General features: G+C 43.9%; 21 protein-coding genes and 1 other annotated feature. Of the genes, 6 read left to right on the top strand and 15 right to left on the bottom strand.

The features are described from left to right. Positions 1 to 56: 56 nt before the first annotated feature. Positions 57 to 1367: a branched-chain amino acid transport system II carrier protein gene (gene brnQ, locus H9L11_RS09350; protein WP_005381792.1), complete on the bottom strand. Its 1311-nt coding sequence runs from the start codon at positions 1365 to 1367 to the stop codon at positions 57 to 59. 330 nt (positions 1368 to 1697) lie between these two features. Between brnQ and H9L11_RS09345 the strand changes: the two genes are divergently transcribed. Both H9L11_RS09345 and srmB read left to right on the top strand, forming a co-directional pair. Continuing rightward, positions 1698 to 2417 carry a tRNA1(Val) (adenine(37)-N6)-methyltransferase gene (locus tag H9L11_RS09345; protein ID WP_171345745.1) on the top strand — a complete coding sequence of 240 codons (720 nt, stop codon included), beginning with the start codon at positions 1698 to 1700 and terminating at the stop codon, positions 2415 to 2417. 107 nt (positions 2418 to 2524) lie between these two features. Continuing rightward, the gene (gene srmB, locus H9L11_RS09340) at positions 2525 to 3748 is read left to right on the top strand and encodes an ATP-dependent RNA helicase SrmB (RefSeq protein WP_005381797.1); all 1224 of its coding nucleotides are present in this window, start codon (positions 2525 to 2527) and stop codon (positions 3746 to 3748) included. A gap of 109 nt (positions 3749 to 3857) precedes the next feature. On the opposite strand, the gene yaaA is transcribed toward srmB, so the two are convergent. After that, positions 3858 to 4634: a peroxide stress protein YaaA gene (yaaA, locus tag H9L11_RS09335; protein ID WP_151514425.1), complete on the bottom strand. Its 777-nt coding sequence runs from the start codon at positions 4632 to 4634 to the stop codon at positions 3858 to 3860. A gap of 110 nt (positions 4635 to 4744) precedes the next feature. Then, positions 4745 to 6178: a sodium:alanine symporter family protein gene (locus tag H9L11_RS09330; protein WP_005381800.1), complete on the bottom strand. Its 1434-nt coding sequence runs from the start codon at positions 6176 to 6178 to the stop codon at positions 4745 to 4747. A gap of 721 nt (positions 6179 to 6899) precedes the next feature. Between H9L11_RS09330 and H9L11_RS09325 the strand changes: the two genes are divergently transcribed. Next, positions 6900 to 7085 carry a DUF3545 family protein gene (locus tag H9L11_RS09325; RefSeq protein ID WP_005381805.1) on the top strand — a complete coding sequence of 62 codons (186 nt, stop codon included), beginning with the start codon at positions 6900 to 6902 and terminating at the stop codon, positions 7083 to 7085. Positions 7086 to 7320: 235 nt separating this feature from the next. Here the strand turns inward: H9L11_RS09325 and H9L11_RS09320 are convergent, their stop codons facing one another. From H9L11_RS09320 to nfo, 3 genes are all read right to left on the bottom strand, one after another. After that, positions 7321 to 7872 (bottom strand): hemerythrin domain-containing protein, encoded by a 552-nt coding sequence (locus H9L11_RS09320; protein ID WP_005381807.1) that lies wholly within the window; start codon positions 7870 to 7872, stop codon positions 7321 to 7323. A 113-nt stretch (positions 7873 to 7985) separates the two neighbouring features. Beyond that, positions 7986 to 8666, bottom strand: a complete 681-nt coding sequence (ung, locus tag H9L11_RS09315) for a uracil-DNA glycosylase (RefSeq protein ID WP_005382846.1) — start codon at positions 8664 to 8666, stop codon at positions 7986 to 7988. Positions 8667 to 8955: 289 nt separating this feature from the next. Next, positions 8956 to 9840: a deoxyribonuclease IV gene (gene nfo / locus H9L11_RS09310; protein WP_017821508.1), complete on the bottom strand. Its 885-nt coding sequence runs from the start codon at positions 9838 to 9840 to the stop codon at positions 8956 to 8958. A 326-nt stretch (positions 9841 to 10166) separates the two neighbouring features. Between nfo and grcA the strand changes: the two genes are divergently transcribed. Then, entirely contained in the window at positions 10167 to 10544 is a 378-nt protein-coding gene (gene grcA, locus H9L11_RS09305; RefSeq protein ID WP_005381814.1) for an autonomous glycyl radical cofactor GrcA, read from the top strand. A gap of 110 nt (positions 10545 to 10654) precedes the next feature. Here grcA and H9L11_RS09300 read toward each other — a convergent pair whose 3' ends face one another. The 5 genes from H9L11_RS09300 to H9L11_RS09280 all read right to left on the bottom strand — a co-directional run bounded on the left by H9L11_RS09300 (position 10655) and on the right by H9L11_RS09280 (position 16330). Then, positions 10655 to 11314 (bottom strand): NAD(P)H-dependent oxidoreductase, encoded by a 660-nt coding sequence (locus tag H9L11_RS09300; protein ID WP_005382842.1) that lies wholly within the window; start codon positions 11312 to 11314, stop codon positions 10655 to 10657. A gap of 139 nt (positions 11315 to 11453) precedes the next feature. Then, positions 11454 to 12734 carry a threonine synthase gene (gene thrC / locus H9L11_RS09295; RefSeq protein ID WP_005381818.1) on the bottom strand — a complete coding sequence of 427 codons (1281 nt, stop codon included), beginning with the start codon at positions 12732 to 12734 and terminating at the stop codon, positions 11454 to 11456. Continuing rightward, on the bottom strand, positions 12731 to 13687 hold the full coding sequence (thrB, locus tag H9L11_RS09290) for a homoserine kinase (protein ID WP_017635074.1): 957 nt from the start codon (positions 13685 to 13687) through the stop codon (positions 12731 to 12733). The genes thrC and thrB overlap by 4 nt, the downstream gene beginning before the upstream one ends. Positions 13688 to 13707: 20 nt before the next feature. Further along, positions 13708 to 16167: a bifunctional aspartate kinase/homoserine dehydrogenase I gene (gene thrA / locus H9L11_RS09285; RefSeq protein ID WP_065274188.1), complete on the bottom strand. Its 2460-nt coding sequence runs from the start codon at positions 16165 to 16167 to the stop codon at positions 13708 to 13710. Between the two features lie 54 nt (positions 16168 to 16221). Then, positions 16222 to 16341 (bottom strand) — a sequence feature (Thr leader region). Beyond that, positions 16277 to 16330: a hypothetical protein gene (locus tag H9L11_RS09280; protein WP_229601119.1), complete on the bottom strand. Its 54-nt coding sequence runs from the start codon at positions 16328 to 16330 to the stop codon at positions 16277 to 16279. It overlaps the preceding feature by 54 nt. 436 nt (positions 16342 to 16777) lie before the next feature. On the opposite strand from H9L11_RS09280, the gene H9L11_RS09275 reads away from it, so the two are divergent. Continuing rightward, a complete protein-coding gene (locus H9L11_RS09275; RefSeq protein WP_167415017.1) occupies positions 16778 to 17248 on the top strand; it encodes a ribonuclease regulator in 471 nt (156 codons plus the stop codon). Here the strand turns inward: H9L11_RS09275 and H9L11_RS09270 are convergent. Beyond that, the gene (locus H9L11_RS09270) at positions 17245 to 17727 is read right to left on the bottom strand and encodes a putative 4-hydroxy-4-methyl-2-oxoglutarate aldolase (RefSeq protein ID WP_005381822.1); all 483 of its coding nucleotides are present in this window, start codon (positions 17725 to 17727) and stop codon (positions 17245 to 17247) included. The two genes, H9L11_RS09275 and H9L11_RS09270, sit on opposite strands and share 4 nt — an antisense overlap. 64 nt (positions 17728 to 17791) lie before the next feature. Further along, positions 17792 to 18199 (bottom strand): DUF3293 domain-containing protein, encoded by a 408-nt coding sequence (locus H9L11_RS09265; protein WP_065274186.1) that lies wholly within the window; start codon positions 18197 to 18199, stop codon positions 17792 to 17794. 361 nt (positions 18200 to 18560) lie between these two features. On the opposite strand from H9L11_RS09265, the gene arcA reads away from it, so the two are divergent. Continuing rightward, positions 18561 to 19277, top strand: coding sequence for a two-component system response regulator ArcA (gene arcA / locus H9L11_RS09260; protein ID WP_005381824.1), 717 nt, complete (start codon positions 18561 to 18563; stop codon positions 19275 to 19277). Between the two features lie 85 nt (positions 19278 to 19362). On the opposite strand, the gene H9L11_RS09255 is transcribed toward arcA, so the two are convergent. After that, positions 19363 to 19812, bottom strand: coding sequence for a hypothetical protein (locus tag H9L11_RS09255; RefSeq protein ID WP_005381825.1), 450 nt, complete (start codon positions 19810 to 19812; stop codon positions 19363 to 19365). Position 19813: 1 nt separating this feature from the next. After that, complete coding sequence (gene arcB / locus H9L11_RS09250) at positions 19814 to 22168, bottom strand: aerobic respiration two-component sensor histidine kinase ArcB (RefSeq protein WP_005381826.1); 2355 nt, start codon at positions 22166 to 22168, stop codon at positions 19814 to 19816. Between the last annotated feature and the right edge of the window lie 156 nt (positions 22169 to 22324).

The following is a 22324-nucleotide window of genomic DNA, read 5'->3' as shown; positions in this document are numbered from 1 at the left end:
AAAAGCCCGATGAAGTAATTCATCGGGCTTTTTATTATCTTGATAACGCGAAGTGATTACGCGGTTTCTTGTGCTAGCTCTGGGCGAGGTTTCGCGATGAAGAACATGCACACGATAGCCGCAAATGTTGGAAGCACCCAGCCCATGCCGACTTCGAATAATGGCAACATGTTAAACGCAGAAACATCAATACCCGATACTTTTGCCGCATCAACCAACGCAAACAGCAGAGATACAAGCAGTACTGCACGGTAAGCAAAGCGTGGATTCGGCAGTTTGCTGCGCACAAATGTTAGTGCAACCAACGCAATCGCCACAGGGTACAGCGCAAACAATACTGGCACTGACAGAGAAATCAGCTGCGCAAGACCAACGTTTGCAACCAATGCACAAACAGAACCATTAATCAGTACCCATTGCTTGTATGACAGTGGTGTTTTCGAGCTGAAGAAATCTGAACACGCAGAAATCAAGCCAATCGCGGTTGTCAGACACGCTAGCAATACGATGACAGACAGAACGATTTGACCGTATGGACCAAACAACGCTTGAACGTATTGGCTAAGCACTAGGCCACCATTATCAGCACCAGCAGCAACCGTTGCACTCGTCGCACCTAAGTAAAATAGTGAGATGTAAACAAACGCAAGACCAGCAGCAGCAATACAACCTGCATAGATCAGATATTTAGTAGTTGCAGAGCGCTCAGTAATGCCTTTACCGCGCAGTGCATCAACCATCAGCATACCAAACATCAATGACGCGAACGTATCCATTGTGTTGTAGCCTTCTAAGAAGCCTTTGGTCAGAGGCTGCGTTAGGTATTCACCGTGCGCGCCAATCATATCGCCCTGAGGATCAAGGAAGACAGCGACAGCAAGAATGATCAAACCAACGAACAATGCTGGTGTCAGTACTTTACCGATAAGATCGATCAAACGGCCTTGGAACCATGAGAACATCATCGCTGCGATAAAGAAGATCACTGAGAACGCTGTCAGATGCGTTTGTGATGCCTCAAGGAAGAAAGGTTTCACCGCCATCTCGTAAGCCACTAGGCCAGTACGAGGCGCTGCAAACGCAGGACCAATGATGATGAAAATCAGTGCAGCCATAAGAACTGCCGCTTTTTTCGGAAGGTCTTGCGTTAAGTGATCCCAAGAACCACCAGCAACAGCAATAGCAACGATAGTAATAAGAGGTAGACCTACCGCTGTCAGCAAGAAACCAAACATAGCTGGCATTAAGTTTTCACCCGCTAACTGACCCGCTAGAGGTGGAAAGATAATATTGCCCGCACCTAAAAAGAACGCAAATAGCATAAAGCCTACTGCGATAATATCTGTTAGTTTTAACGTCTGCTTCACAGATAACCCTTGTCTTTTAATTAATGAATGTTGTGTATGCTTAGACCACTTTTTGTATACCTAAAGTCAATAAGTACACGTGGTTCAATCTATAAAATTTTCGCCGCATAATGACGAAAGACTCATCATTTGGCAACCTTTAAGAAAAAAACACCATATTAATTTAGTTTTCAAACTTAAAAGCAGTGGATATAACCAGATCCAAATAACAGACCAGTTCTTTATCTCGATCAATTAACAATACAATTTAATAACCAACAAAACAACAATCTATACAATTAATAAACAATAGAGTAATCCACTTAATTATTGAGCAAATATAAAACAATCATGAAGAACAAAAAACTGAAAACTAAAGGCTTCAATTTTAAGCAATTTTGTATTGAGGGCGGCGAGAGTGGTATGCCAGTCAGCACAGATGGGGTAATGCTTGGTGCTTGGATTCAAAGCCCTAACGACGCTAAAATTCTCGATATTGGCACTGGCACTGGCCTGCTTGCCCTGATGTGTGCTCAACGCTTTACAGAAGCTCAAATAACCGCGGTCGATATCGAATTAACAGCCGTTGCTGCCGCGCAAAAAAATATGGCCCAGTCTCCTTGGTCAGATCGTGTAAGTGTGCACCACACCGACATACTGCACTTTACGCCGACACATCCATTTCAACGCATCATTTGTAATCCGCCCTACTTCAACAGCGGCGAACAATCGAAACACAGTCAACGTGCAACCGCGAGGCACACTGATACGCTAGGCCATAACACATTGCTACAGCGTTGCTATCATTTGCTTGATGACGAAGGGAGGGCTAGTTTTGTGTTGCCAATCACCGAAGGCGAGCAGTTCATTGAGCTAGCATTAAACCAAGGTTGGTATCTATCGCGGATCTGTCGTGTGCAACCATCAGAAAAGAAACCAGTACACCGACTGTTATTTGAACTATCAAAACGACCTTGCGATTCGCAAACGTCACATTTAATTATCCGTTCAAATGACGGCTATAGTGATGATTTCATCCAGTTAACTCGCGAGTTTTATCTTAAGATGTGAAATAACATGTGATCCTTATCACCAATCACTTTATAATGTGCGACCTTTTTGTATTCTATGCTGTTGTGGCGAACCATTAACCAAGCTTTGCTTGTGGAGAACTCATTGTGATCAGAACCTTTGCTGAACTTGATCTAGACCAAAACCTACTTGAAGCCATTGAAGAGATGGGTTACGAACGCCCAACAAAAATTCAGGCAGAAGCGATTCCACAAGCGTTGGACGGTCGTGACATTCTAGCGTCAGCGCCAACAGGAACTGGTAAAACGGCCGCCTTCGTCCTGCCAGCATTGCAATACTTGCAAGACTTCCCTCGTCGTAAGCCTGGACCTGCGCGTATTTTGATCCTAACGCCTACTCGCGAACTGGCGATGCAAATTGCCGATCAAGCACGTGCTTTGGCAAAAAATACCAAACTCAACATTTTCACCATCACTGGTGGTGTTCAGTACCAAGAGCACGCCGACATCCTTGCAACAACGCAAGACATTGTGGTTGCGACACCTGGCCGTTTAAAAGAATACATTGATGCAGAACGTTTTGATTGTCGTGCAATCGAATGGTTAATCCTTGATGAAGCAGACCGTATGCTAGATATGGGTTTTGCTCCTACTGTCGATCGCCTATCTAACGAATGTCGCTGGCGTAAGCAAACCCTTCTGTTTTCAGCAACGTTAGAAGGGAAAGGCGTAGAAGGCTTTACCGCTGATCTGTTGAATGACCCTGCAGAGATCGACGCAAAATCACCGCTGCGTGAGCGTAAGAAAATTGCTCAGTGGTACCACCGAGCTGATGATGCTGAACACAAACTAGAATTACTAAAACACATTATTACTCAGCAAGCTGAGCGCACTATCGTCTTTTTAAAGACTCGTGAGCGTTTGGCTGAGCTACGAGCGCAGCTTGAAAGCGCACAGATTCCATGTTCTTGGATTCAAGGTGAAATGCCGCAAGATCGTCGTAACAATGCGATTTCTCGCTTCCGCGATGGAACTGTGAATGTGCTGCTCGCGACGGACGTTGCTGCGCGTGGTATCGATCTTCCGGATGTATCACACGTTATCAACTACGATATGCCGCGCACGGCTGATGTTTACCTTCACCGTATCGGCCGTACGGCTCGCGCAGGTAAGAAAGGTAACGCTATCTCAATCGTAGAAGCACACGACCAACCAATGATGGATCGCGTTGCACGTTACGTGAAAGAAGACATCAAAGAGCGTTTCGTGAAAGAGATGCGTCCTAAACACAAAAAGCCTGTGTTTAAGAAGAAAAAGAAAAAAGACGACAAGAAAAAAGTAGCGAAAAAGAAAACCGCTAAGAAGAAGTAATCTTGTTGGGGCCAAGTAGCTCAAGCTAGAAAATAACAAAGGGTTGGCAATGCCAACCCTTTTTCGTTTGTGCTGATAGAGATTAACGTCGATTACGTCTCAATCAGCTTTATTTTTGCTCTTCGCGTTTAAATACTAACTCTGTTGGCGTCGATTCATCTTCCACAAAGTAGTAACCCGCCGTATCAAACTTAGTCAGGTCTGCCACGCTCTCAACACGGTTTTCAATGATGTAACGCGCCATCATACCGCGCGCTTTCTTCGCGTAAAAACTGATGACCTTGTATTGACCATTCTTACAATCTTTGAATACTGGCGTGATCACTTGCGCATCTAAATTCTTTGACTTAACCGCTTTAAAGTATTCATTTGATGCAAGGTTGATAAGGACATTATCACCTTGAGCAGAAATCGCTTCGTTAAGCTTGTCCGTAATAACGTTGCCCCAAAACTGGTACAAGTTCGTACCCTTGTCGTTTGCAAGCTTGGTACCCATTTCAAGACGGTATGGCTGCATCAAATCAAGTGGTTTTAGTAAACCATAGAGACCCGATAGCATACGCAGATGATCTTGAGCATATTCAAAGTCCGCTTCAGATAAACTTTCGGCGTCTAGCCCTGTGTAAACGTCACCTTTAAATGCAAGAATGGCTTGTCGTGAGTTTTCCGTGGTAAACGTTTCACTCCACTCTTGAAATCGGCCCACATTTAAATCGGCAATCTTGTCGCTCACTTTCATTAAAGAGGCAACATCAGCAGGAGTCAGTTTGCGGCATACATCGATAAGCTCTTTTGAGTATTCGACCAACTCAGGTTGAGTAAATTTTTCTGTCGCTAACGGAGACTCGTAATCAAGAGTCTTCGCTGGAGAAACTACGATAAGCATGACTTTCCCTTCTCTAATTTTGTTTTTAATAGGGTACAAAAAAAGCCATGCATTGTCTGCATGGCTTTTTACATCGTACTAATAGCTTTCAACTATGAGTGATAGCTCACTTAGTCTTTTTTATCGTTGTACCAAATGCCTTCTTCAAGCTGAGATTTCAGCTCTGGGAAATCATTCGCATCAAATGTTGGCACTTTGCCTTCACCAAGCTGGCGGTTGTAATCTTTGGCCAGTTTAATCACGATGCCAGATAGCAAGATGATAGCCACTAAGTTAACTATCGCCATCAGACCCATAGAGACATCAGCAAGCGACCATACGACTGGTAACGAAGCTAGTGCACCAAACATCACCATACCAAGAACAATAACGCGGAAAATGCTTAAGCCCGCTTTATGATTGTGCTCTAGGAAGATTAAGTTCGTTTCAGCATACGAGTAGTTTGCAATGATTGAAGTAAACGCAAAGAAGAAGATTGCCACAGCAACAAAGATGCCGCCCCAATCGCCAACTTGTGAGCTCAATGCACGCTGAGTTAGCTCGATACCCGTCACTTCTGTTGCTTGACCGACATACTCACCAGACATCAGGATGATAGCCACTGTTGCAGAACAGATAACGATCGTATCCATGAACACGCCTAGCATCTGTACGTAACCTTGAGACGCTGGGTGTGGTGGGTAAGGTGTTGCTGAAGCTGCCGCGTTAGGTGCAGAACCCATACCTGCTTCATTCGAGAATAGACCGCGCTTGATACCGTTAATCATTGCCTGTGCAATTGCGTAGCCAAGACCACCTGCTGCTGCTTCTTGCAGACCAAATGCACTCTTAAAGATAAGCATCAATACATCAGGTAATTTCTCTAGGTTAGAGAACATGATGAACAGCGCTAGGGCTAGATAAAGTAGTGCCATGATCGGAACGATCATCTCAGCTACTCTTGCGATACGCTTGATGCCACCGAAAATAACAATTGCAGACAGTAAAACAACGGCAATACCAACATACAGGTTATTCCAACCAAATGCGTTGCTCATTGCATTGGCAATTGAGTTAGCTTGTACGGCGTTGAATACCAAACCAAAAGCGATGATTAGGAAAACTGAGAACAACACGCCCATCCAACGCATGCCCAAGCCTTTTTCCATGTAGTAGGCAGGGCCACCACGGTAGTTGCCATCATCATCTTTGGTTTTGTATAGCTGCGCCAGTGTGCTCTCAGCAAACGATGTTGCCATACCAAGCATTGCAATCAGCCACATCCAGAAGATCGCACCAGGACCACCCGCAGTCAATGCAACTGCAACGCCCGCCATGTTACCTGTACCAACACGTGCAGCAAGACTAGTACAAAGCGCTTGGAAAGAGGAAATACCAGCTTTGTCTGCTTTACGACTGTTCTTAAGAACAGAGAACATGTGGCCGAAATGGCGGAACTGAATGAACCCTAATCGAACGGTGAAGTAAATACCAACACCAACAAGAAGATAAACCAGAATCGAGCCCCAGAGGAGATCGTTCATCAAATTGATTAAGTCTGTCATGTGTACCTCAAAGTGAGTTGCGCCAGTCTATGCGTCCTAGCCATCCACCAAATTGCCTGCTAAGTGTCAAAGTGTGCTTAGCTTTTTAAGTAATGTTTATGGGCAATCTAGAATCGTAAACGTCGCTTCATGCATCCATTTTACGTACCAGCGTATTTTTTGACGGGCGGATAATGCAACCTAGGAGCGCAAAAATCAATATGCAACAACAAGAATAACATTGTTATTTTTCACTATAAAGTCACCAAAAAATAACATAAATAGAAGACTTAACACTCAAACTGCGCAACATTTCAATTACCAAACGCCAACATAAATAATTATTCTTCATTAAATGGAATGGTAAACCGTATAAACAAGAACAAGCTAGTATTCACAAGGTGTTACATAAATTTACGCTAGTGACTTACCATCTAATTGAACACTATTTCATCAAACTGATTTTATGCAACTTTAACCTTTGCGCAGTGCACCCATTCATCAAATCGAATTAACATAGAAAATCTCTCTATTTAATCGTTTTCTTGAGATCGTTTGTGCATTTTTTATCCACATAGTTGCAATAAAAAGTGTGATTTTGAGAATATTTTTGCACGAAAATGTCATGCTACCGACACAAATGCGAAATATATCATGGTTATTCTCACGGCTATTGTGGTACTTAAAAAACTCCACAAGGACTGGTTACAACAGTTTAGCTTAAGAAAGGTAAAGGTGGCTTATGGAAGGCTTTCAACTAGATGACATTTTTAATCTGGATACTACCTCAACAACCAAATCTCGTGCCAAACCAGTAAAGCGAAAGTGGCGTGAAATAGAAGAGATGAACGACAGACGCAATTTGCTTAAAGAGCTGCGCGAACTTGATGTCTGTACCGATTATAACTTGGAAGACATTAAACTCTAATTCAAACAAAAGGCACCTTACAGGTGCCTTTTGTTTTTTGTTTACAGTGACCGTAAACACCGTGAGTTTAGTACCAAGGTTTAAGTATGAATACCATTATTACTCAATGAGAATCTTCCGTACTTTTTGCCGAAAAATATGCACACGAAATTTTCGGTTGATTCCCAATAAATAAGAAATATATCTCACAAACCCGAGATACGACTTTCGCTCGCTCAGGTTTCATCATTCAGGCTTAAACATACTCAGTATCACTTTGACGAACACGTTCGGCCAACTGTTTATAACGATCAGCAATCGTGTCACCAAACACAGGATCATCCTCACTGACGCTCCATAAGCTCTCGACATGCTGCCAATCTTCTGTGGTAAATAACTCTTCAATGAGAGGCAAAATTTTTCGCTCTTCTAGCTCCAAGTGGTGCCTTTGCGATTCGATGAAATCTTCTAGGTGAGCGACAAACATGTCTTGTGGCACAACAGCATCCTGAAGGATCATCTCTATCACGGATGAAAACTCTCTGGTTTTACTCGCTAACTCTAGATGCTCTTTCTCTAAATTTTCCATGGTTTGTTGCTTACCATAGTGTTCAAGAAAGTGGTGATAGAGGATATCTTCTTTCGGGTGGTGTACTTTCTCCGAATGATTAGAGAGGTAATCAACAATCTCGCTTACTAACGCATAGTTGATTACACGTTCTTTTTTTATCTCATTGAGCTTATGGCGCAGTATCGCCAACAGACGAACCATATAACCATGTTCGCGTCGAATTCTTTCGATCATCATAGCGTCTCTCCTTAACACCTACTTTTAGTAAGTGTACATGAGAAATTTACTATCAGCCTCGAGCGTGCTCAAAAAAACAGCGATCATAGCATCCATGATCGCTGTCTCTTCATTTATACCGTTAATGGCAAATGCCAGTTAATTGGTGCTTTTTCTTGTGATGTAAGCAACTGGTTTGCTTGAGAGAAATGCTTACAACCGAAAAAGCCTCGATGTGCCGATAACGGCGATGGATGCGGTGCTGCCAAGACATGGTGTTTATTGCGATCGATAAAGCGCCCTTTCTTCTGCGCGTGTGACCCCCACAGCAAGAACACTACACCTTCTTGATGCTGATTAATGGCTTCAATAACTCGATCAGTAAACGTTTCCCAACCTGTCTTTGAATGTGAATGCGCTTTACCTTGCTCCACCGTTAATACCGTATTGAGTAACAATACGCCTTGCTCAGCCCAGCTTTGCAAAAAACCATGCTGAGGGATTTGGAAACCTTCAATATCTTGCGCCAGCTCTTTATACATATTAACCAGTGACGGTGGCGTTTTAATGCCAGGAAGTACAGAGAAACACAGGCCATGCGCCTGATTTGGGCCGTGGTATGGGTCTTGTCCTAGAATCACGACCTTAACGTCTTTGAACTCGGTAAAACGAAACGCGTTAAAGACATCTTTTGCGGGAGGAAAAATAGCTTTGCCTGCGGCGCGTTCGGCTTCAACAAAATTCAAGGTGTCTACAAAGTAGCTCTGCTTTTTCTCTTCGCCGATCACATCGTGCCAAGTGGGTGACTGATTCATGGAAAGTTCCTGTCCTAAATTTTGCTTCTATTCTAACGAGCGAAACTCAAACAAACAAAAACTTACCACGAACTTGAGACAAGTAATAAAAGACTAATGCTTCTGTGGCGTTCGAAAGTGCCCCTGTCCGGTAATGTGACGATTAGGCATCGGTAAGCGAAGCACGCGACGAGTATAAGCATAAGGAGTAAAAGAGAGTGGTCGAGACATGTTGGCATCCTTCTTTGCTAATTCAGAGATTGATGTTCAATGACTAAGAAAGAAAGGTGCCAACTTTGTGGTTACGCCATTAACTGTCAATGGCCGCTAAATGGAATTGACGCAACGTGTTGATCTCTTGCTGCCAAATATCTGGATCAATTGTTTCTAAAATCAGAGGGATACCATCAAAACGAGGGTCTTTCGCGATGTACTCAAAGCAATCCCACCCGATCTCTCCTTTACCAAGAGAATGGTGGCGATCTACTTTGCTGGCAAACTCTACTTTTGAATCATTTAGATGCATTGCTCTTAAATAGTGCATACCTACGATACGGTCGAACTCTGCAAAGGTGCGCTCGCAATCTTCTTTTGTACGTAAGTCATAACCAGCCGTAAAGGTATGGCAGGTATCAATACAAACGCCGACACGATCTTTATCTTCCACTTGCTCGATGATTTCAGCTAGGTGCTCAAACTTCCAGCCTAAGTTAGTGCCTTGACCTGCCGTATTCTCGATAACAGCGATCACATTCGGCACCGCTTTATGCGCAAGATTGATCGACTCGGCGATCGTCGCGAGACACTCCTGTTCAGAGACTTTCTTTAGGTGACTACCCGGATGGAAGTTAAGCAAAGTCAGCCCCAACTGATTACAACGCTCCATTTCATCAATAAATGCCGCGCGGGATTTATTCAGCTTTTCTTCTTCCGGCGCACCCAAGTTAATCAGATAAGAATCATGGGGAAGAATATGTTCTGCTCCGAAACCCAGCATTTTACAGTTCGCTTTAAACGCACTGATGGTTTTTGCTTCTAAAGGCTTCGCCACCCACTGGCGTTGGTTTTTTGTAAATAGTGCGAATGCATTCGCGCCAATTTCACGAGCTCTCAACGGAGCTTGATCGACCCCACCAGCAGCAGAGACATGTGCACCAATGAGTTTATTCCCAAGCTTGTTTTTCATGTTTGTCATTTAATCACTTTAGACTTTCAGTATTGCTACCTAAATACAGATAGTTGCGTTAACCAGTTTAAACTTTAATCTCAATTTGTAGTAAATTTACAACAAAACCAGTTATTAAATATTTTTTATATTATCAAATAAATTGTAATTGGTTTGTTTTCAAAGGTTTTATTGATTTAACTCAATAAAATCACCTTAATAAAAATAATGTTTTTGGTTGTTTTTTGACTTAAATCAATATTAAAATAGTGGATATTAGCTATATAATACTCAGCTCAACGAAAATTCGAAAATTAACACCAATAATCACCACGTAAGTGGTCTAGGAGATAGTGATGATCCAAGGTATCCAAATTACAAAAGCGGCAAACGACGACCTACTAAACTCTATCTGGCTATTAGATAGCGAAAAAAATGAAGCTCGTTGTGTTGCTGCAACTGCTGGCTACGAAGCAGACCAAGTTATCGCAATCAGCGACCTAGGTGAATACGAAAGCCGTGAAGTTGCAATCGAAACTGCTCCTCGTATCGAAGGCGGCCAACACCTAAACGTGAACGTGCTTAAACGCGAAACACTAGAAGATGCAGTTGCACACCCAGAGAAATACCCACAACTAACTATTCGTGTTTCTGGTTACGCAGTACGTTTTAACTCGCTAACTCCAGAGCAACAACGTGATGTAATCGCTCGTACTTTTACTGAGACTCTATAATCTCTCAGTAAACTAGCTCGCTAGAATTTAAAAAGCTTGGTCAGCAATGACCAAGCTTTTTTGTTTCAGAATCCTTCTAACCCCTTTCTATAATGGAAAGCAACTCTCCTCTAAGGTGCATTTCTTTGCGAAGGATCTTTCTGAAACGCTTGCGCTACAGAGGTTGGATCAAGCCTATCTCTTTGCAGTGACGCCCCTTCTGCCCACCAAATCAATTGATGCATCGTGCGATTCATATAGTTGTCCCACTGCGTCTGCTCCGACTCATCCGCAGCAACGCCCTGTTCATCAAAGACTTCTTGCGCTTTCGGAATGTGGATCATCGCAGAGACAGGTAGACATCCAAGTTCAGATAAGAAGGTACGCATCGACACTGCAGCACGAGCGCCACCCCATTGCCCTGCAGAGTAGGTCACGATAGCACTCGGCTTGTAAGAAAACAGCGAACTGCCGAAATGGTTAAGCATGTTCGCCAAAGCAGGACTCATCGAATGGTTATATTCCGGGCTAACCATCACATACCCATCCGCATGTTTGATTTTGTCTGCTAGCTCACTTAGGTGCTGCGGAACTTTAGAGCGGTGATAAGCAAACTCGGGCTTAAACACATCACCAAAGTCGTAATTCAAAGGGTCGATGATTTCGACCGTATGTTGCGAATGTTGACTCGCGATGAGTTTTTCACACGCTTTACTGACTCGCATTCCTAAACGGGCTGGTCGTGGTGGCGTGCTGTCTCTCACTGAGCCAAGAAAAATCAAAAAATGCATGCTTCTCTTTCCATCTCATTTAGTTAAGTTCGTTTCTCAATCATAAAGAGAGTCACAACTTACCGACAATAAAAAAGGTGAATGATTACTCATTCACCTCTCGTTATTTCTGTTTTTGATACTTACTATACTTTGAAGCTTACTGCACGCGGCGCAGTACTTGTTTCAATGCGTCAAAGTCTGCGTCGAGCTCTTCCGATAGCAGCTCCATCGCAGCGTGCTTCGCTAGTGGCGCAGGAAGCTCGATATCGGATTCTAGAATATCATCCACGACTTCTTTGAACTTCGCAGGGTGAGCAGTACATAGGAACAGACCGGTTTCACCGTCTTGCAATTGTTCTTCAAGAACGCGGTAAGCAATCGCACCGTGCGGTTCGCATAGATAGCCTAGAGCATGTAAGTCTTTCACTGACTGTGCGCTTTGCTCATCAGATACTGCACCTTTACCTAACGTCTCCAAGCCCCACTCTTTCACACGGCACAGCTCTTCGATACGAGGCCAGTTGTTTGGTTGGCTCACGTCCATCGCGTTCGATGTTGTTGCGACTGTTGGTTTTGGCTCCCACTTACCTGTTTCTAGGTAGCGAGGAACCGTGTCATTGGCATTAGTTGCAGCGATAAAGCGTTTGATAGGCAAGCCCAACGCTTTTGCCAATAGACCAGCAGTTAGGTTACCGAAGTTACCGCTTGGTACTGATACCACTAGGTTTTCACGCTCTTGCTTGCTCATTTGCGCAGCTGCTTCAAAGTAGTAACAGATTTGCGCCATCAAACGGCTGATGTTGATTGAGTTTGCAGAGTTCAGACCGATCTCTTCACGCAGTGCAGAATCATCAAAAGCTTGCTTAACCAGTGCCTGACACGCATCGAAGTCTCCATCGATCGCGACAGTATGGATGTTCTTACCAAGCGTACAGAATAGCTTCTCTTGCAGTGGGCTGATCTTACCTTTCGGGTAAAGAATCACAACGTTGATGTCTTCCATACCGTAGAAAGCATGCGCAACGGCTGCGCCAGTATCGCCGGAAGTTGCAGTCAGAATAGTGATCTTGCCGCCGTCCGAAACCGCAGCAAGAGATTGCGCCATAAAGCGACCACCAAAGTCTTTAAATGCAAGCGTTGGACCATGGAACAGTTCCAGAGCGTAAACACCGTCTTTGACCTGATTAATTGGCGCAGGGAATTGGAATGCAGCATCAACAAGAGCATTCACTTGCTCCTCTGTAAGTTCATCTCCAATTAACGCCGATAAAATCTTAGTGCTACGAGAGACAAAGTCTTCTGCAAGCAGCGCATCGATATCTTCAAATTTTGGTAATTCCGATGGGAAAAATAGACCTTGGTTACGGCCTAACCCTTGGCGAACGGCTTGGCCAAAGGAAACTTGTTCATCATTTTCTTTTATATTGTAAAGCTTCATAGCTCACTTCCTGTTACTTTCGAACCCTGCTTATCTAGACGACAAACGTGGACGAATCCTTCTTCGTTTTGTACGTAGTTTTGTTCTAACCAGCGAGCAACTCGCTCAGCGACATCTTTCTCTTTGCAAATACTGAACAGTGTCGGACCACTGCCAGAAATACCGGTTGCCAATGCACCCGCAGACGCTGCGTATTGACGTGCATTCGCAAAACCTGGAAGCAGTTTCTCACGATACGGTTCTGCGATCACGTCTTTGATCATTTTTGCAGCAAGTTCTGGCTGACCAGAATGACACGCATGAATAAAGCCCGCAAGGTGGCGACCATGAGCAATGATATCTTGTCGGCGGTATTGAGATGGTAGGATCTCACGCGCTTCCGCCGTTGATACCTTGATACCCGGATAAGCCATCACCCAGTACCAATCATCAAAGCAAGGCACTTCTTGACTGATGATACCCAACTCTTCAAGCATCAGTTGCACACCACCAAGGTAACATGGCGCAACGTTGTCGTAGTGAATACCACCAGAGATCTTGCCTTCCATCTCTCCCATCAGCGCCAATAATTCTGTCTCGTTAAGTGGCTGTCCATGGAATCGGTTCAATGCATCTAATGCAGCGACGATAGAACATGCACTTGAGCCTAAACCAGAGCCAATTGGCATGTTCTTTTCTAGCGTCATTTCAAGTGGTTTTAGCTCAACACCTTTTTTGTCTAACTCACGAGCAAACACAAGCCAACAGTCGTAAACGATGTTCTCTTTTGGTTCAGTTGGCAATTTCTCAACAAAATCACCCGCCGTTTTAAGGCTGAACGGATCAGCCCCAGATTTCACCAATACACGGTCACCCAATAGTGTACCATCCACTGGAGACACGGCAGCCCCCAGCACATCAAAGCCAACGCTTACATTACCAATTGATGCTGGGGCATAAACCACTACATCCATATCACTTGAACTCATTATTGTTATACCCCTAGTTTCCAACCTAAAGTACGCATCACGTCAGAAAATACACCCGCAGCCGTTACTTCGGTGCCTGCACCATAGCCACGTAACACTAGTGGGATTGGCTGATAGTAACGGCTGTAAAATGCCAGTGCGTTTTCACCGTCCTTGATTTTATACATTGGATCGTTTTCATCCACCGCTGCGATGCTTACTGTGCACTTGCCCTCATTAATCTCACCAACGTAGCGCAGTACTTTGCCTTCTTCTGCTGCCTTTGCAGATAATTCTTTAAAGTAAGCGTCTGCTTCAGGTAAACGCGCCATAAATTCATCAACGCTACCAGAATCATCAAAACCTGGTGGCAGTGCTTGATCAACCACAACGTCTTCTAGTTCTAGAGACATGCCTGCTTCACGAGCCAGGATCAGAAGCTTACGCGCAACATCCATACCAGAAAGGTCATCACGAGGATCCGGTTCAGTAAAACCATTTTCTTTTGCGATATTAGTTGCTTCACTTAGGCTCATACCTTCATCTAACTTACCGAAGATGTATGACAGAGAGCCAGAAAGAATACCGCTGAAGCGCTCTAGCTCATCACCCGCTGAGATTAGGTTTTGCAGGTTTTCGATTACCGGTAGACCCGCCCCCACAGTTGTTTCGTACATCAGCTTGCGACGAGAGCTGCGCGCAACATCGCGAAGCTGATGGTAGTAAGCCATGCTTGCTGTATTTGCTTTTTTATTTGGTGTAACGACATGGAAACCAGCAGCTAGGAAATCAGCGTATTGATTCGCAATATCTTCACTTGATGTACAGTCAACCAATACTGGGTTGATGATGTGGTTACGTTGAACCAAAGAAATCAAACGCGCTAGGCTGAACTCTTCTGTCGCTGCCGACATACGATCACGCCAATGATCGAGTGGCAGACCTTCACTATCAAGCAGAAGACCTTTGCTGTTTGCCAAGCCACACACGCGAATAACGATGCCTTTTTCCGCAAGCTTCGCCTGTTGACGCTCGATCTGATCCACCAGCTCACCACCAACGCCACCAATACCAACCACGAATACGTCTAAGAAGTGCTTAGAGTTGAATAGGTTTTCGTGACACGCTTTGATCGCTTCAGAGATTTTATCTTCAGGAATCACGGCTGAGATAGCACGCTCAGATGAGCCCTGTGCGATGGCTACAATGTTTACGTTCACTTCAGCAAGAGATGAGAAGAAGCGAGATGCAACACCGCGCGATGTACGCATGCCGTCACCAACCAACGTTATGATTGAAACATTATCAATAAACTCGACCGGCTCTAATAAGCTATCTTTCAGTTCCAACTCAAACGCATCGGCCAGTACTTGTTGCGCTTTTGCTTTATCTTCTGCCTCAATACAGAAGCTAATGCTGTACTCAGAAGAAGACTGAGTAATAAGAACAATAGACACACCAGCGGAAGACATTGCGCCAAACACGCGGCTTGCCATGCCAACCATACCCTTCATACCTGGGCCGGAGACGTTAACCATAGTTAGGTCGTTTAGCGTCGTGATACCTTTGATCGCCAGGTTGTCTTCACCAGTGTCTTGCCCAATCAGGGTACCTGCACCTTGTGGGTTAAAGCTGTTTTTGATCAGACATGGGATGTGGAACTGCGCGATAGGAGCAATGGTCTTCGGATGCAAAACGGAAGCACCGAAGTAAGAAAGCTCCATTGCTTCTTGGTAGCTAAGAGATTTAAGTAAGCGAGCATCTTCCACTAAACGAGGGTCGCAGTTGTATACACCGTCTACGTCAGTCCAGATCTCACAACAATCTGCGCGCAGACACGCCGCAAGAACCGCCGCCGAATAATCAGAGCCATTGCGACCAAGTGTTACCAATTCACCTTTCTCGTTACCTGCGGTAAAGCCAGGCATGATATTCACATGGCCCAGAGGAAGAGGGTTTTGGCGGAAGTTTTGCGTTGAAACATCTACATCAACCATGGCTTCAAGGTGATCACCTTTTGCGTATAGGTATTCAACTGGGTCGATAAGATGTGCTGGCTGGCCTTTGGCTTCTAACACCGCTTTCATCAATTGAATCGAAACGCGTTCGCCTTTGCTAATAATACGTGCATTAACATTGTTTGGGCACATGCCAAGAAGATTGATGCCATGAACGAATTGGCGTAATTGAGAGAGAGAAGTTTTCACTTGGTTATCGAAAGCTGAACCATCGATATTGGGTAGTACTGCTTGGATTTGAGTGAAGAGCGTTTTAAACGACTCCTCCAACTCTTTGATTTGTAGTTCTGCTTCACCATTGCGCAATGCGCCTTCAATGACCGCAACCAATTTGTTTGTTGTTTTACCAGGAGCGGAAAGAACAACCGCTACTTCTTCTTGTTGAGCGTTATTGGCAATAATGTCTGCCGCTCTCAAAAAGCGATCTGCATCAGCTAGTGATGATCCGCCAAACTTCAATACTCGCATCCCTTCCTCCGGTATATCTTCTTAAATTTGTCTAAATTCTGGATAAAAAAAGCATAAAAAAAGGCCTGTATCTTGTTGGATACAGGCCTTTTTTGTGAATTTCTTTCGCTCAGCAGCCTGCCCCAACATGTGTCGTGTCGGTAATAATAATGGTCGTGGTCATTACTACTAGGCTGTTAGATGGCATAAATAAATATTCAACGTTAATTGTGTTTGCTTAACTCTACGTTTACCGAGTTTCTGATACATAGTCAACAAAAAATTGTTTGTTTTTCCATCTTTCAGAGATTTCTGCTAATCAATGTCATTGATATTTATAGTTAATTACACATTATTGATCATTTGAAAATCTACAGTTAGTTTTTGTAAAGGACTTAACCATCATCACCAGTTCGGTTTTTTATCTAATAACTAGTCTGATCTTTGCCATAAAACGTACGATCAAATAATTCGAGAGGGTTGTGACACATAACAACAACTTAACTGTGACTTATGTTCATAGGATCGAATTATTTAGAAAATAGGTGAGCTAGCTTTCATATTCTATGCTTTAATAGTGAGAAGCTTTGGGCGCATACTAATAAAAAAGTTGACACAAGGAGTGGTGAACATGAAAAGAGGGCTTTTTCTGTTGCTGTTTTTTGTGCCTGGTGTTTGTCTAGCCAACGAGCTTCCGCCGCTTCCAGGTAAAACATCCCCTTCTCCTCATAAACTGTTCATTTCCAGCGACAGTTATCAGTCTGACAGTTTTGATGTTTGGAATATCGATACGGGTTACGCTTACGAACTTTTTGATTCGGTAGACGTTTATGTCGGTGCACGAGTCAATAACTCTCCTACCCAAAATCAAAGTGGTTTTTTGAGTGGGATCAGCTATCACTTTAATGATCGTGTCACGCTGAAAAGTACAGTTCGCTCTTACAAGAACGAAACAGCGGAAGGTATTCGCCAAGACGACAGTAGCCTCGCGGCTGAAGTCTCAAGTCGCGTAAAAATTACCGATAAACTGGATCTTCACGCGACTCTTGATTACCAAGATTGGCAACAAGGCTTTGAAGTTGGTCTAGGCTTTCGTTTTTAGAAGTCCAGCTTTTGCTTAGAAATCAATACACCGTTCCAGTCCGCGTAAACGTAGTGCTTAGGTTGAACGATTTGGTTTTGCATCGTTAAGGTTACGTTTACCTCTCCTATCCCACGCTTCTCTGTTTTAAACGGGTTGGTGCCAAGAGCTTGAACGCCAATGTCCATTTGAGATATTTGTGCTACGTCGCGTATTGCACCATAGACAATGATGCCTTCCCACCCATTTTCTATTCCGAGTATCGCTAATTGATCGCCGAGTAATGCTCTCTGACACGATCCATGCCCGTCAACAATCAATACTTTACCCGTTCCATCTTCGCCCAGTACTTCACGCACTTTCGAGTTATCGTGATAGCAGCGCACCGTAACGATTTCACCGTAAAAAGCGCTACGTTGACCAAAGTTCTGCAATGGTAAAGTAAGCAAGCTCACTTGGTCTTCAAATTGGTCACAAATATCGGGTGTAATGTCTCTCATATTTCCTCCGTGAATTTTCTCACCCAAGCGTTGCTTCAGTGAGCAGTATCCTTTTCTATACCTTTTATACGAGCCGAGGCTTAATGGAGCCTAACATATGCAAAACTTTCGGCTGCGAGCACGCAATTAGATAAAGCTGGTCATTAATGACGTAATAAATCGCGTTTTGTTGAAAGTCATTCGCCAATTCAACGGCTACCTCTGGCGACAACTCGACAGCAAAGCTTTCCTCATACCATGTAAAAGCGCTATCACCTACCGTGACAGGCGCGTAATTAACGTGCTGTAGCTGTTTTTCTAACGCGTGATTGTTTATGCTGTTATCTTCTTTGGACCTCAAGTTACTGTATGGGTTCCAAGCGGTTATCACAGCATAGTTTGAAACACGCCACTCGGCTTCGAATCTGAAAAAAGATTCTGAATAAGCATTCCATAACGATGCGTCTATGTTCGTATTACTTTTTTCTATCATAAGTCTTAAACGATTAATAACAGTTACATTTCATCAATTGATATAAATCAACAAACTGAATGGAATTAACATTTGAGCATTGTTAGCATGCTGTTAACAATATAAAATCCGCTCAATATCTTAGGGTGTTTACGTTTCAGGCCCCACTGAAAGCAGGAAATGAAAGGTAAACAAGCCCTTTAGAATAAACGTCGCCATTGGATACTGGTGAGTTGGCAAAATTCCATGGAGGGCGGATAACTGAAAGAAGTGTTTTTTTGATCAACTTGATTTATTATCAAAATCACATTACCTGTATGTTATATTTTTGCCTAGAATTTATTCTATTAGCACAATTTTGTCACAAATTTAGGTACCGCCAATGCAAACCCCGCAGATTCTTATCGTTGAAGATGAGCAAGTAACTCGTAACACTCTTAAGAGTATTTTTGAAGCAGAGGGATACGCTGTTTTTGAAGCCAGTGACGGTGAAGAGATGCACCAAGTGTTGTCTGATAACTCAGTCAACTTGGTTATTATGGACATTAATCTTCCAGGCAAGAATGGCCTTCTACTAGCGCGTGAATTACGCGAGCAAGCGAACATTGCTTTAATGTTCCTGACAGGCCGTGACAATGAAGTAGACAAGATCCTAGGTCTTGAGATTGGTGCAGATGACTACATCACTAAACCATTCAACCCACGTGAACTAACTATTCGTGCACGTAACCTACTTAGTCGCTCAATGAGCTCTAACGCGGTGCAAGAAGAGAAGCGCTCGGTAGAAAAGTATGAATTCAACGGTTGGGTACTAGACATCAACAGCCGCTCTCTAGTAAGCCCTGCTGGTGATAGCTACAAGCTACCTCGCTCTGAGTTCCGCGCATTACTGCACTTCTGTGAGAACCCGGGTAAGATTCAAACTCGTGCAGATCTTCTTAAGAAGATGACTGGTCGTGAACTTAAGCCACACGACCGTACTGTAGACGTAACGATTCGTCGTATCCGTAAGCACTTTGAGTCTGTTTCAGGTACGCCAGAAATCATCGCCACTATCCACGGCGAAGGTTACCGCTTCTGTGGCGATCTAGAAGACTAGATTTAACCGCTAATATGCAAAGGGCTTGCTCATTGAGCAAGCCCTTTTTGTTTTAGGTCTAACGACTAATGCAACATCATTGCGGTTAATAAACCTTGTTAATCTTCACGTACTTTTCGACTAACCAACGCTGTTTACCCGCATCGTCTAGAAGCACTGCGATATCAACCGATTTTTCTGTGTTCACATCAATGTGAGACGAGAACGCCACCTCCCATCGGCTTTCACTGTGCGTTCGAGTATCTAAAGACGCACTGTCCACCAACCACTCTTTTTGCCCCTGTTTAATAATAAGAGCTTCTGCCGTTAGATTTGCAGGAAGTAACTGATCTCCTTCGAGGTAAAGTGCACCTTGAATACTTTGCTCTTCCACGTCCCCAATATTCGGCATGAGGTTCACCCATAAATTACTTTTGAGCTCAACATTAACCTCATTAATCGTAATCTGACTGTTTTGTTGCCAATTCACATTTGGAACGGAACTACAGCCTGCCATCAATGCCATGGCTAATGCCAATGGTGCGATTCTTTTCATGTTATTTCCTTTGTTCCAACCAACTTTTGAGGACTTGAATATCGTTTTGGTATTCATTTTTGATCTCTTCAACCCAGTCTGAAATGTTTTCCCACCATGCTGGCATATCGGGCGATTGCGCTTTTTGCGCCACACTTTGGATACGTTTCAGGCCAATTGAACCTGCAGCACCTTTGATTTTATGCGCTTCAGAAACAATCCCATCTTGATCTTTCGCTGTCATGTTCGAATCTAAGACATCGATATAGTCTGGCATCATATCTTCAAACATTTTTATGCTGTCGTAGACAGGTTTTGCACCAACAATGTCGACGTAAGACTCTAACATATCCATATCGAGCAAATGTGTCTCAATCACAGGAGAAGGCACTGGCTCTTCCACTGTTTCGGGACCGCTCACCACTTCCTTAGGTTGTTCTAACTGGTGAGCGAAGAATTTATCAATCACTGACTGAATAGCATTCACTGCCAGCGGCTTACTGATCGCATCATCCATGCCGTTATCTAAGTATTCACGACGATCTTTCATTACATTAGCAGTTAAGGCGACCAATGGAGGAAGATTGTTATAATGCTTGCGGTAATAATTGGCGACATCAAAGCCCGTCATATCAGGCAGTTGGATATCCAACAACGCTAAGTCGTATTTTTCTGGCACAAAGTTCACTAACGCTTCTTGGCCCGTCATTGCCACGGTGACAGAGTGCCCTAGGCTCTCTAGTAACGATTTAGCCACAGTTACGTTAAGCTCGATGTCTTCGACCATAAATATGTTGAGGCGCACATTGTCGCGTTTCGCATCAATGACTGGCTCAGCTAGTTCAACAATCGGAACGTGGATCGATACAGTAAAAGTGCTACCAAAGCCTTCCTCACTGGTAACCGTAATGTCACCATCCATCATATTGATCAGTTGCTTAGATACCGCCAAACCAATACCTGTACCGACCGCATGCAGGTTGTCCTTGCCTGATTTCACTTGGTAGTACATCGCAAAGATCTTATCTAGCTCTTCGTCTGGGATACCAATACCAGTGTCTTCCACTTCCATAATAATGGTCGCAAAATCGTCTTCGACATCCGCGCTCACTGTCATCACAACGCCACCTTCTTTGGTGAACTTCATTGCGTTGCTGACCAAGTTCCAAATCACCTGACGTAGACGGGTTGCATCCACTTCAATTGCTTTTGGCAAGTCGCTTAAACGTTCTAAGTCAAAGCGTAACCCTTTTTGTTCCGCCATCAGAGCAGAGATACTCTCAATCTCTGCGACGAAGTCTTCGAAGTTAAGTGGCGCAGGTAATAGTTCTAACTTACGGCGATCAAATTTATCCATATCGATAATATCGTTGAAGATGTTACCTAGCGTAATCGCACTCACATTGATGGTCTGCATGTGTTTACGCTGCTCTTCTGTCAACGGACTATCTAGAAGCATACGACTTAAGCCTACAATGCCATTCAGCGGCGTTCGCAGCTCATGACTGATGGTTGAGATGAAGGTAGTTTTGTCGCGGCTTGCTTTCTCTAACGACTCTTCATGGCGCTTACGTTCAGTGATATCACGACCGAACCCAACGAGACCAAGGTGGCGGCCATCTTTGCTGTAAAATGGCACTTTACGCAGCTCAAAGTAATGCTTGCGACCATCTGGGTATTCGAGCCATTGCTCGTAAGTAATCGCTTGATTATCGGCAAAAACCTTTTGGTCAGTATCAACGATATGCTCGGCGATTTCTTTGCTATACACATCCCAAGGGCTTAATCCGACTAACTGGTGCTCTTTCTTGCCCGTTAGCTCTTCCATCGCGCGGTTACAGCCAGAGAAAACACCATCCGCATTGCGGTAGTAAATTAAGTCTGGTGAGGCATCAATAAATGAACGCAGTAATGCGGTACGTTCTGCCAACTCTAATTGAGTACGTTCGCGTTGGAACACCTCGTTTTCGAGGTCTTGCATCGCCTCTTCACGTGCTTCTTCCGCTTTAATACGCTCTTCAATTTCTTGGTTAAGCTTTTCAATGTTTTGTTGAAGTTGGTAATTCAACTCTTGATCTCGCGAACGCATGTCCTTCAGTTTGGACACCAGCTTAGTTAAACGCTGGCGAGACTCTTCTAGTTGATCGACAACCACAGAGAGGAAGTAAACCGCCCAAGGGGTGATCAATAGACCAAAAAACACCGAACGGACAATGTCGATATCATCTACTCGCCCTTTAAGAGCTAAAGTAATCCCTACCTGCACCACAACAGCTAATGCCACCAGCGCAAGGGCTAGCAAAATAGAGAAGCGAACAATCCCCAGTTTGACTAGCAAGTCGACATAATACTGGGCGAGGTTTTTCATGGGTTTCATTAACTACTCCATGGTGGTGGCTAGATAGCGCCATTCGATGATGAAAAACAGGTAAATGCACTCGACCTAACGCAATTTAGGTCTGTTTGATTAGTGAAAAACACACGGTGCGATCTGCGCTTGTGACACGAGATAGAAAGATAAACCAACGAGCGC

Source organism: Vibrio sp. sp1, from assembly GCF_016920955.1.
Lineage (GTDB): Bacteria > Pseudomonadota > Gammaproteobacteria > Enterobacterales > Vibrionaceae > Vibrio > Vibrio alginolyticus.
Note: the sequence above shows the minus strand (reverse complement) of the source record. Positions and strands in the feature narration are given on the sequence as shown.

Excerpts from the sequence above, each read along its gene's own strand:
- ung (WP_005382846.1), bottom strand. The coding sequence starts at position 8,666 with ATGAATCAGTCACCCACTTGGCACGATGTGATCGGCGAAGAGAAAAAG.
- thrC (WP_005381818.1), bottom strand. The coding sequence starts at position 12,734 with ATGAAGCTTTACAATATAAAAGAAAATGATGAACAAGTTTCCTTTGGC.
- H9L11_RS09265 (WP_065274186.1), bottom strand. The coding sequence starts at position 18,199 with ATGATAGAAAAAAGTAATACGAACATAGACGCATCGTTATGGAATGCT.
- H9L11_RS09275 (WP_167415017.1), top strand. The coding sequence starts at position 16,778 with ATGAAAAGAGGGCTTTTTCTGTTGCTGTTTTTTGTGCCTGGTGTTTGT.
- arcA (WP_005381824.1), top strand. The coding sequence starts at position 18,561 with ATGCAAACCCCGCAGATTCTTATCGTTGAAGATGAGCAAGTAACTCGT.
- H9L11_RS09330 (WP_005381800.1), bottom strand. The coding sequence starts at position 6,178 with ATGACAGACTTAATCAATTTGATGAACGATCTCCTCTGGGGCTCGATT.
- H9L11_RS09300 (WP_005382842.1), bottom strand. The coding sequence starts at position 11,314 with ATGCATTTTTTGATTTTTCTTGGCTCAGTGAGAGACAGCACGCCACCA.
- nfo (WP_017821508.1), bottom strand. The coding sequence starts at position 9,840 with ATGACAAACATGAAAAACAAGCTTGGGAATAAACTCATTGGTGCACAT.
- H9L11_RS09270 (WP_005381822.1), bottom strand. The coding sequence starts at position 17,727 with ATGAGAGACATTACACCCGATATTTGTGACCAATTTGAAGACCAAGTG.
- thrB (WP_017635074.1), bottom strand. The coding sequence starts at position 13,687 with ATGGATGTAGTGGTTTATGCCCCAGCATCAATTGGTAATGTAAGCGTT.
- yaaA (WP_151514425.1), bottom strand. The coding sequence starts at position 4,634 with ATGCTTATCGTAGTTTCTCCAGCGAAGACTCTTGATTACGAGTCTCCG.
- H9L11_RS09345 (WP_171345745.1), top strand. The coding sequence starts at position 1,698 with ATGAAGAACAAAAAACTGAAAACTAAAGGCTTCAATTTTAAGCAATTT.
- H9L11_RS09255 (WP_005381825.1), bottom strand. The coding sequence starts at position 19,812 with ATGAAAAGAATCGCACCATTGGCATTAGCCATGGCATTGATGGCAGGC.
- grcA (WP_005381814.1), top strand. The coding sequence starts at position 10,167 with ATGATCCAAGGTATCCAAATTACAAAAGCGGCAAACGACGACCTACTA.
- arcB (WP_005381826.1), bottom strand. The coding sequence starts at position 22,168 with ATGAAACCCATGAAAAACCTCGCCCAGTATTATGTCGACTTGCTAGTC.
- thrA (WP_065274188.1), bottom strand. The coding sequence starts at position 16,167 with ATGCGAGTATTGAAGTTTGGCGGATCATCACTAGCTGATGCAGATCGC.
- H9L11_RS09320 (WP_005381807.1), bottom strand. The coding sequence starts at position 7,872 with ATGATGATCGAAAGAATTCGACGCGAACATGGTTATATGGTTCGTCTG.
- H9L11_RS09325 (WP_005381805.1), top strand. The coding sequence starts at position 6,900 with ATGGAAGGCTTTCAACTAGATGACATTTTTAATCTGGATACTACCTCA.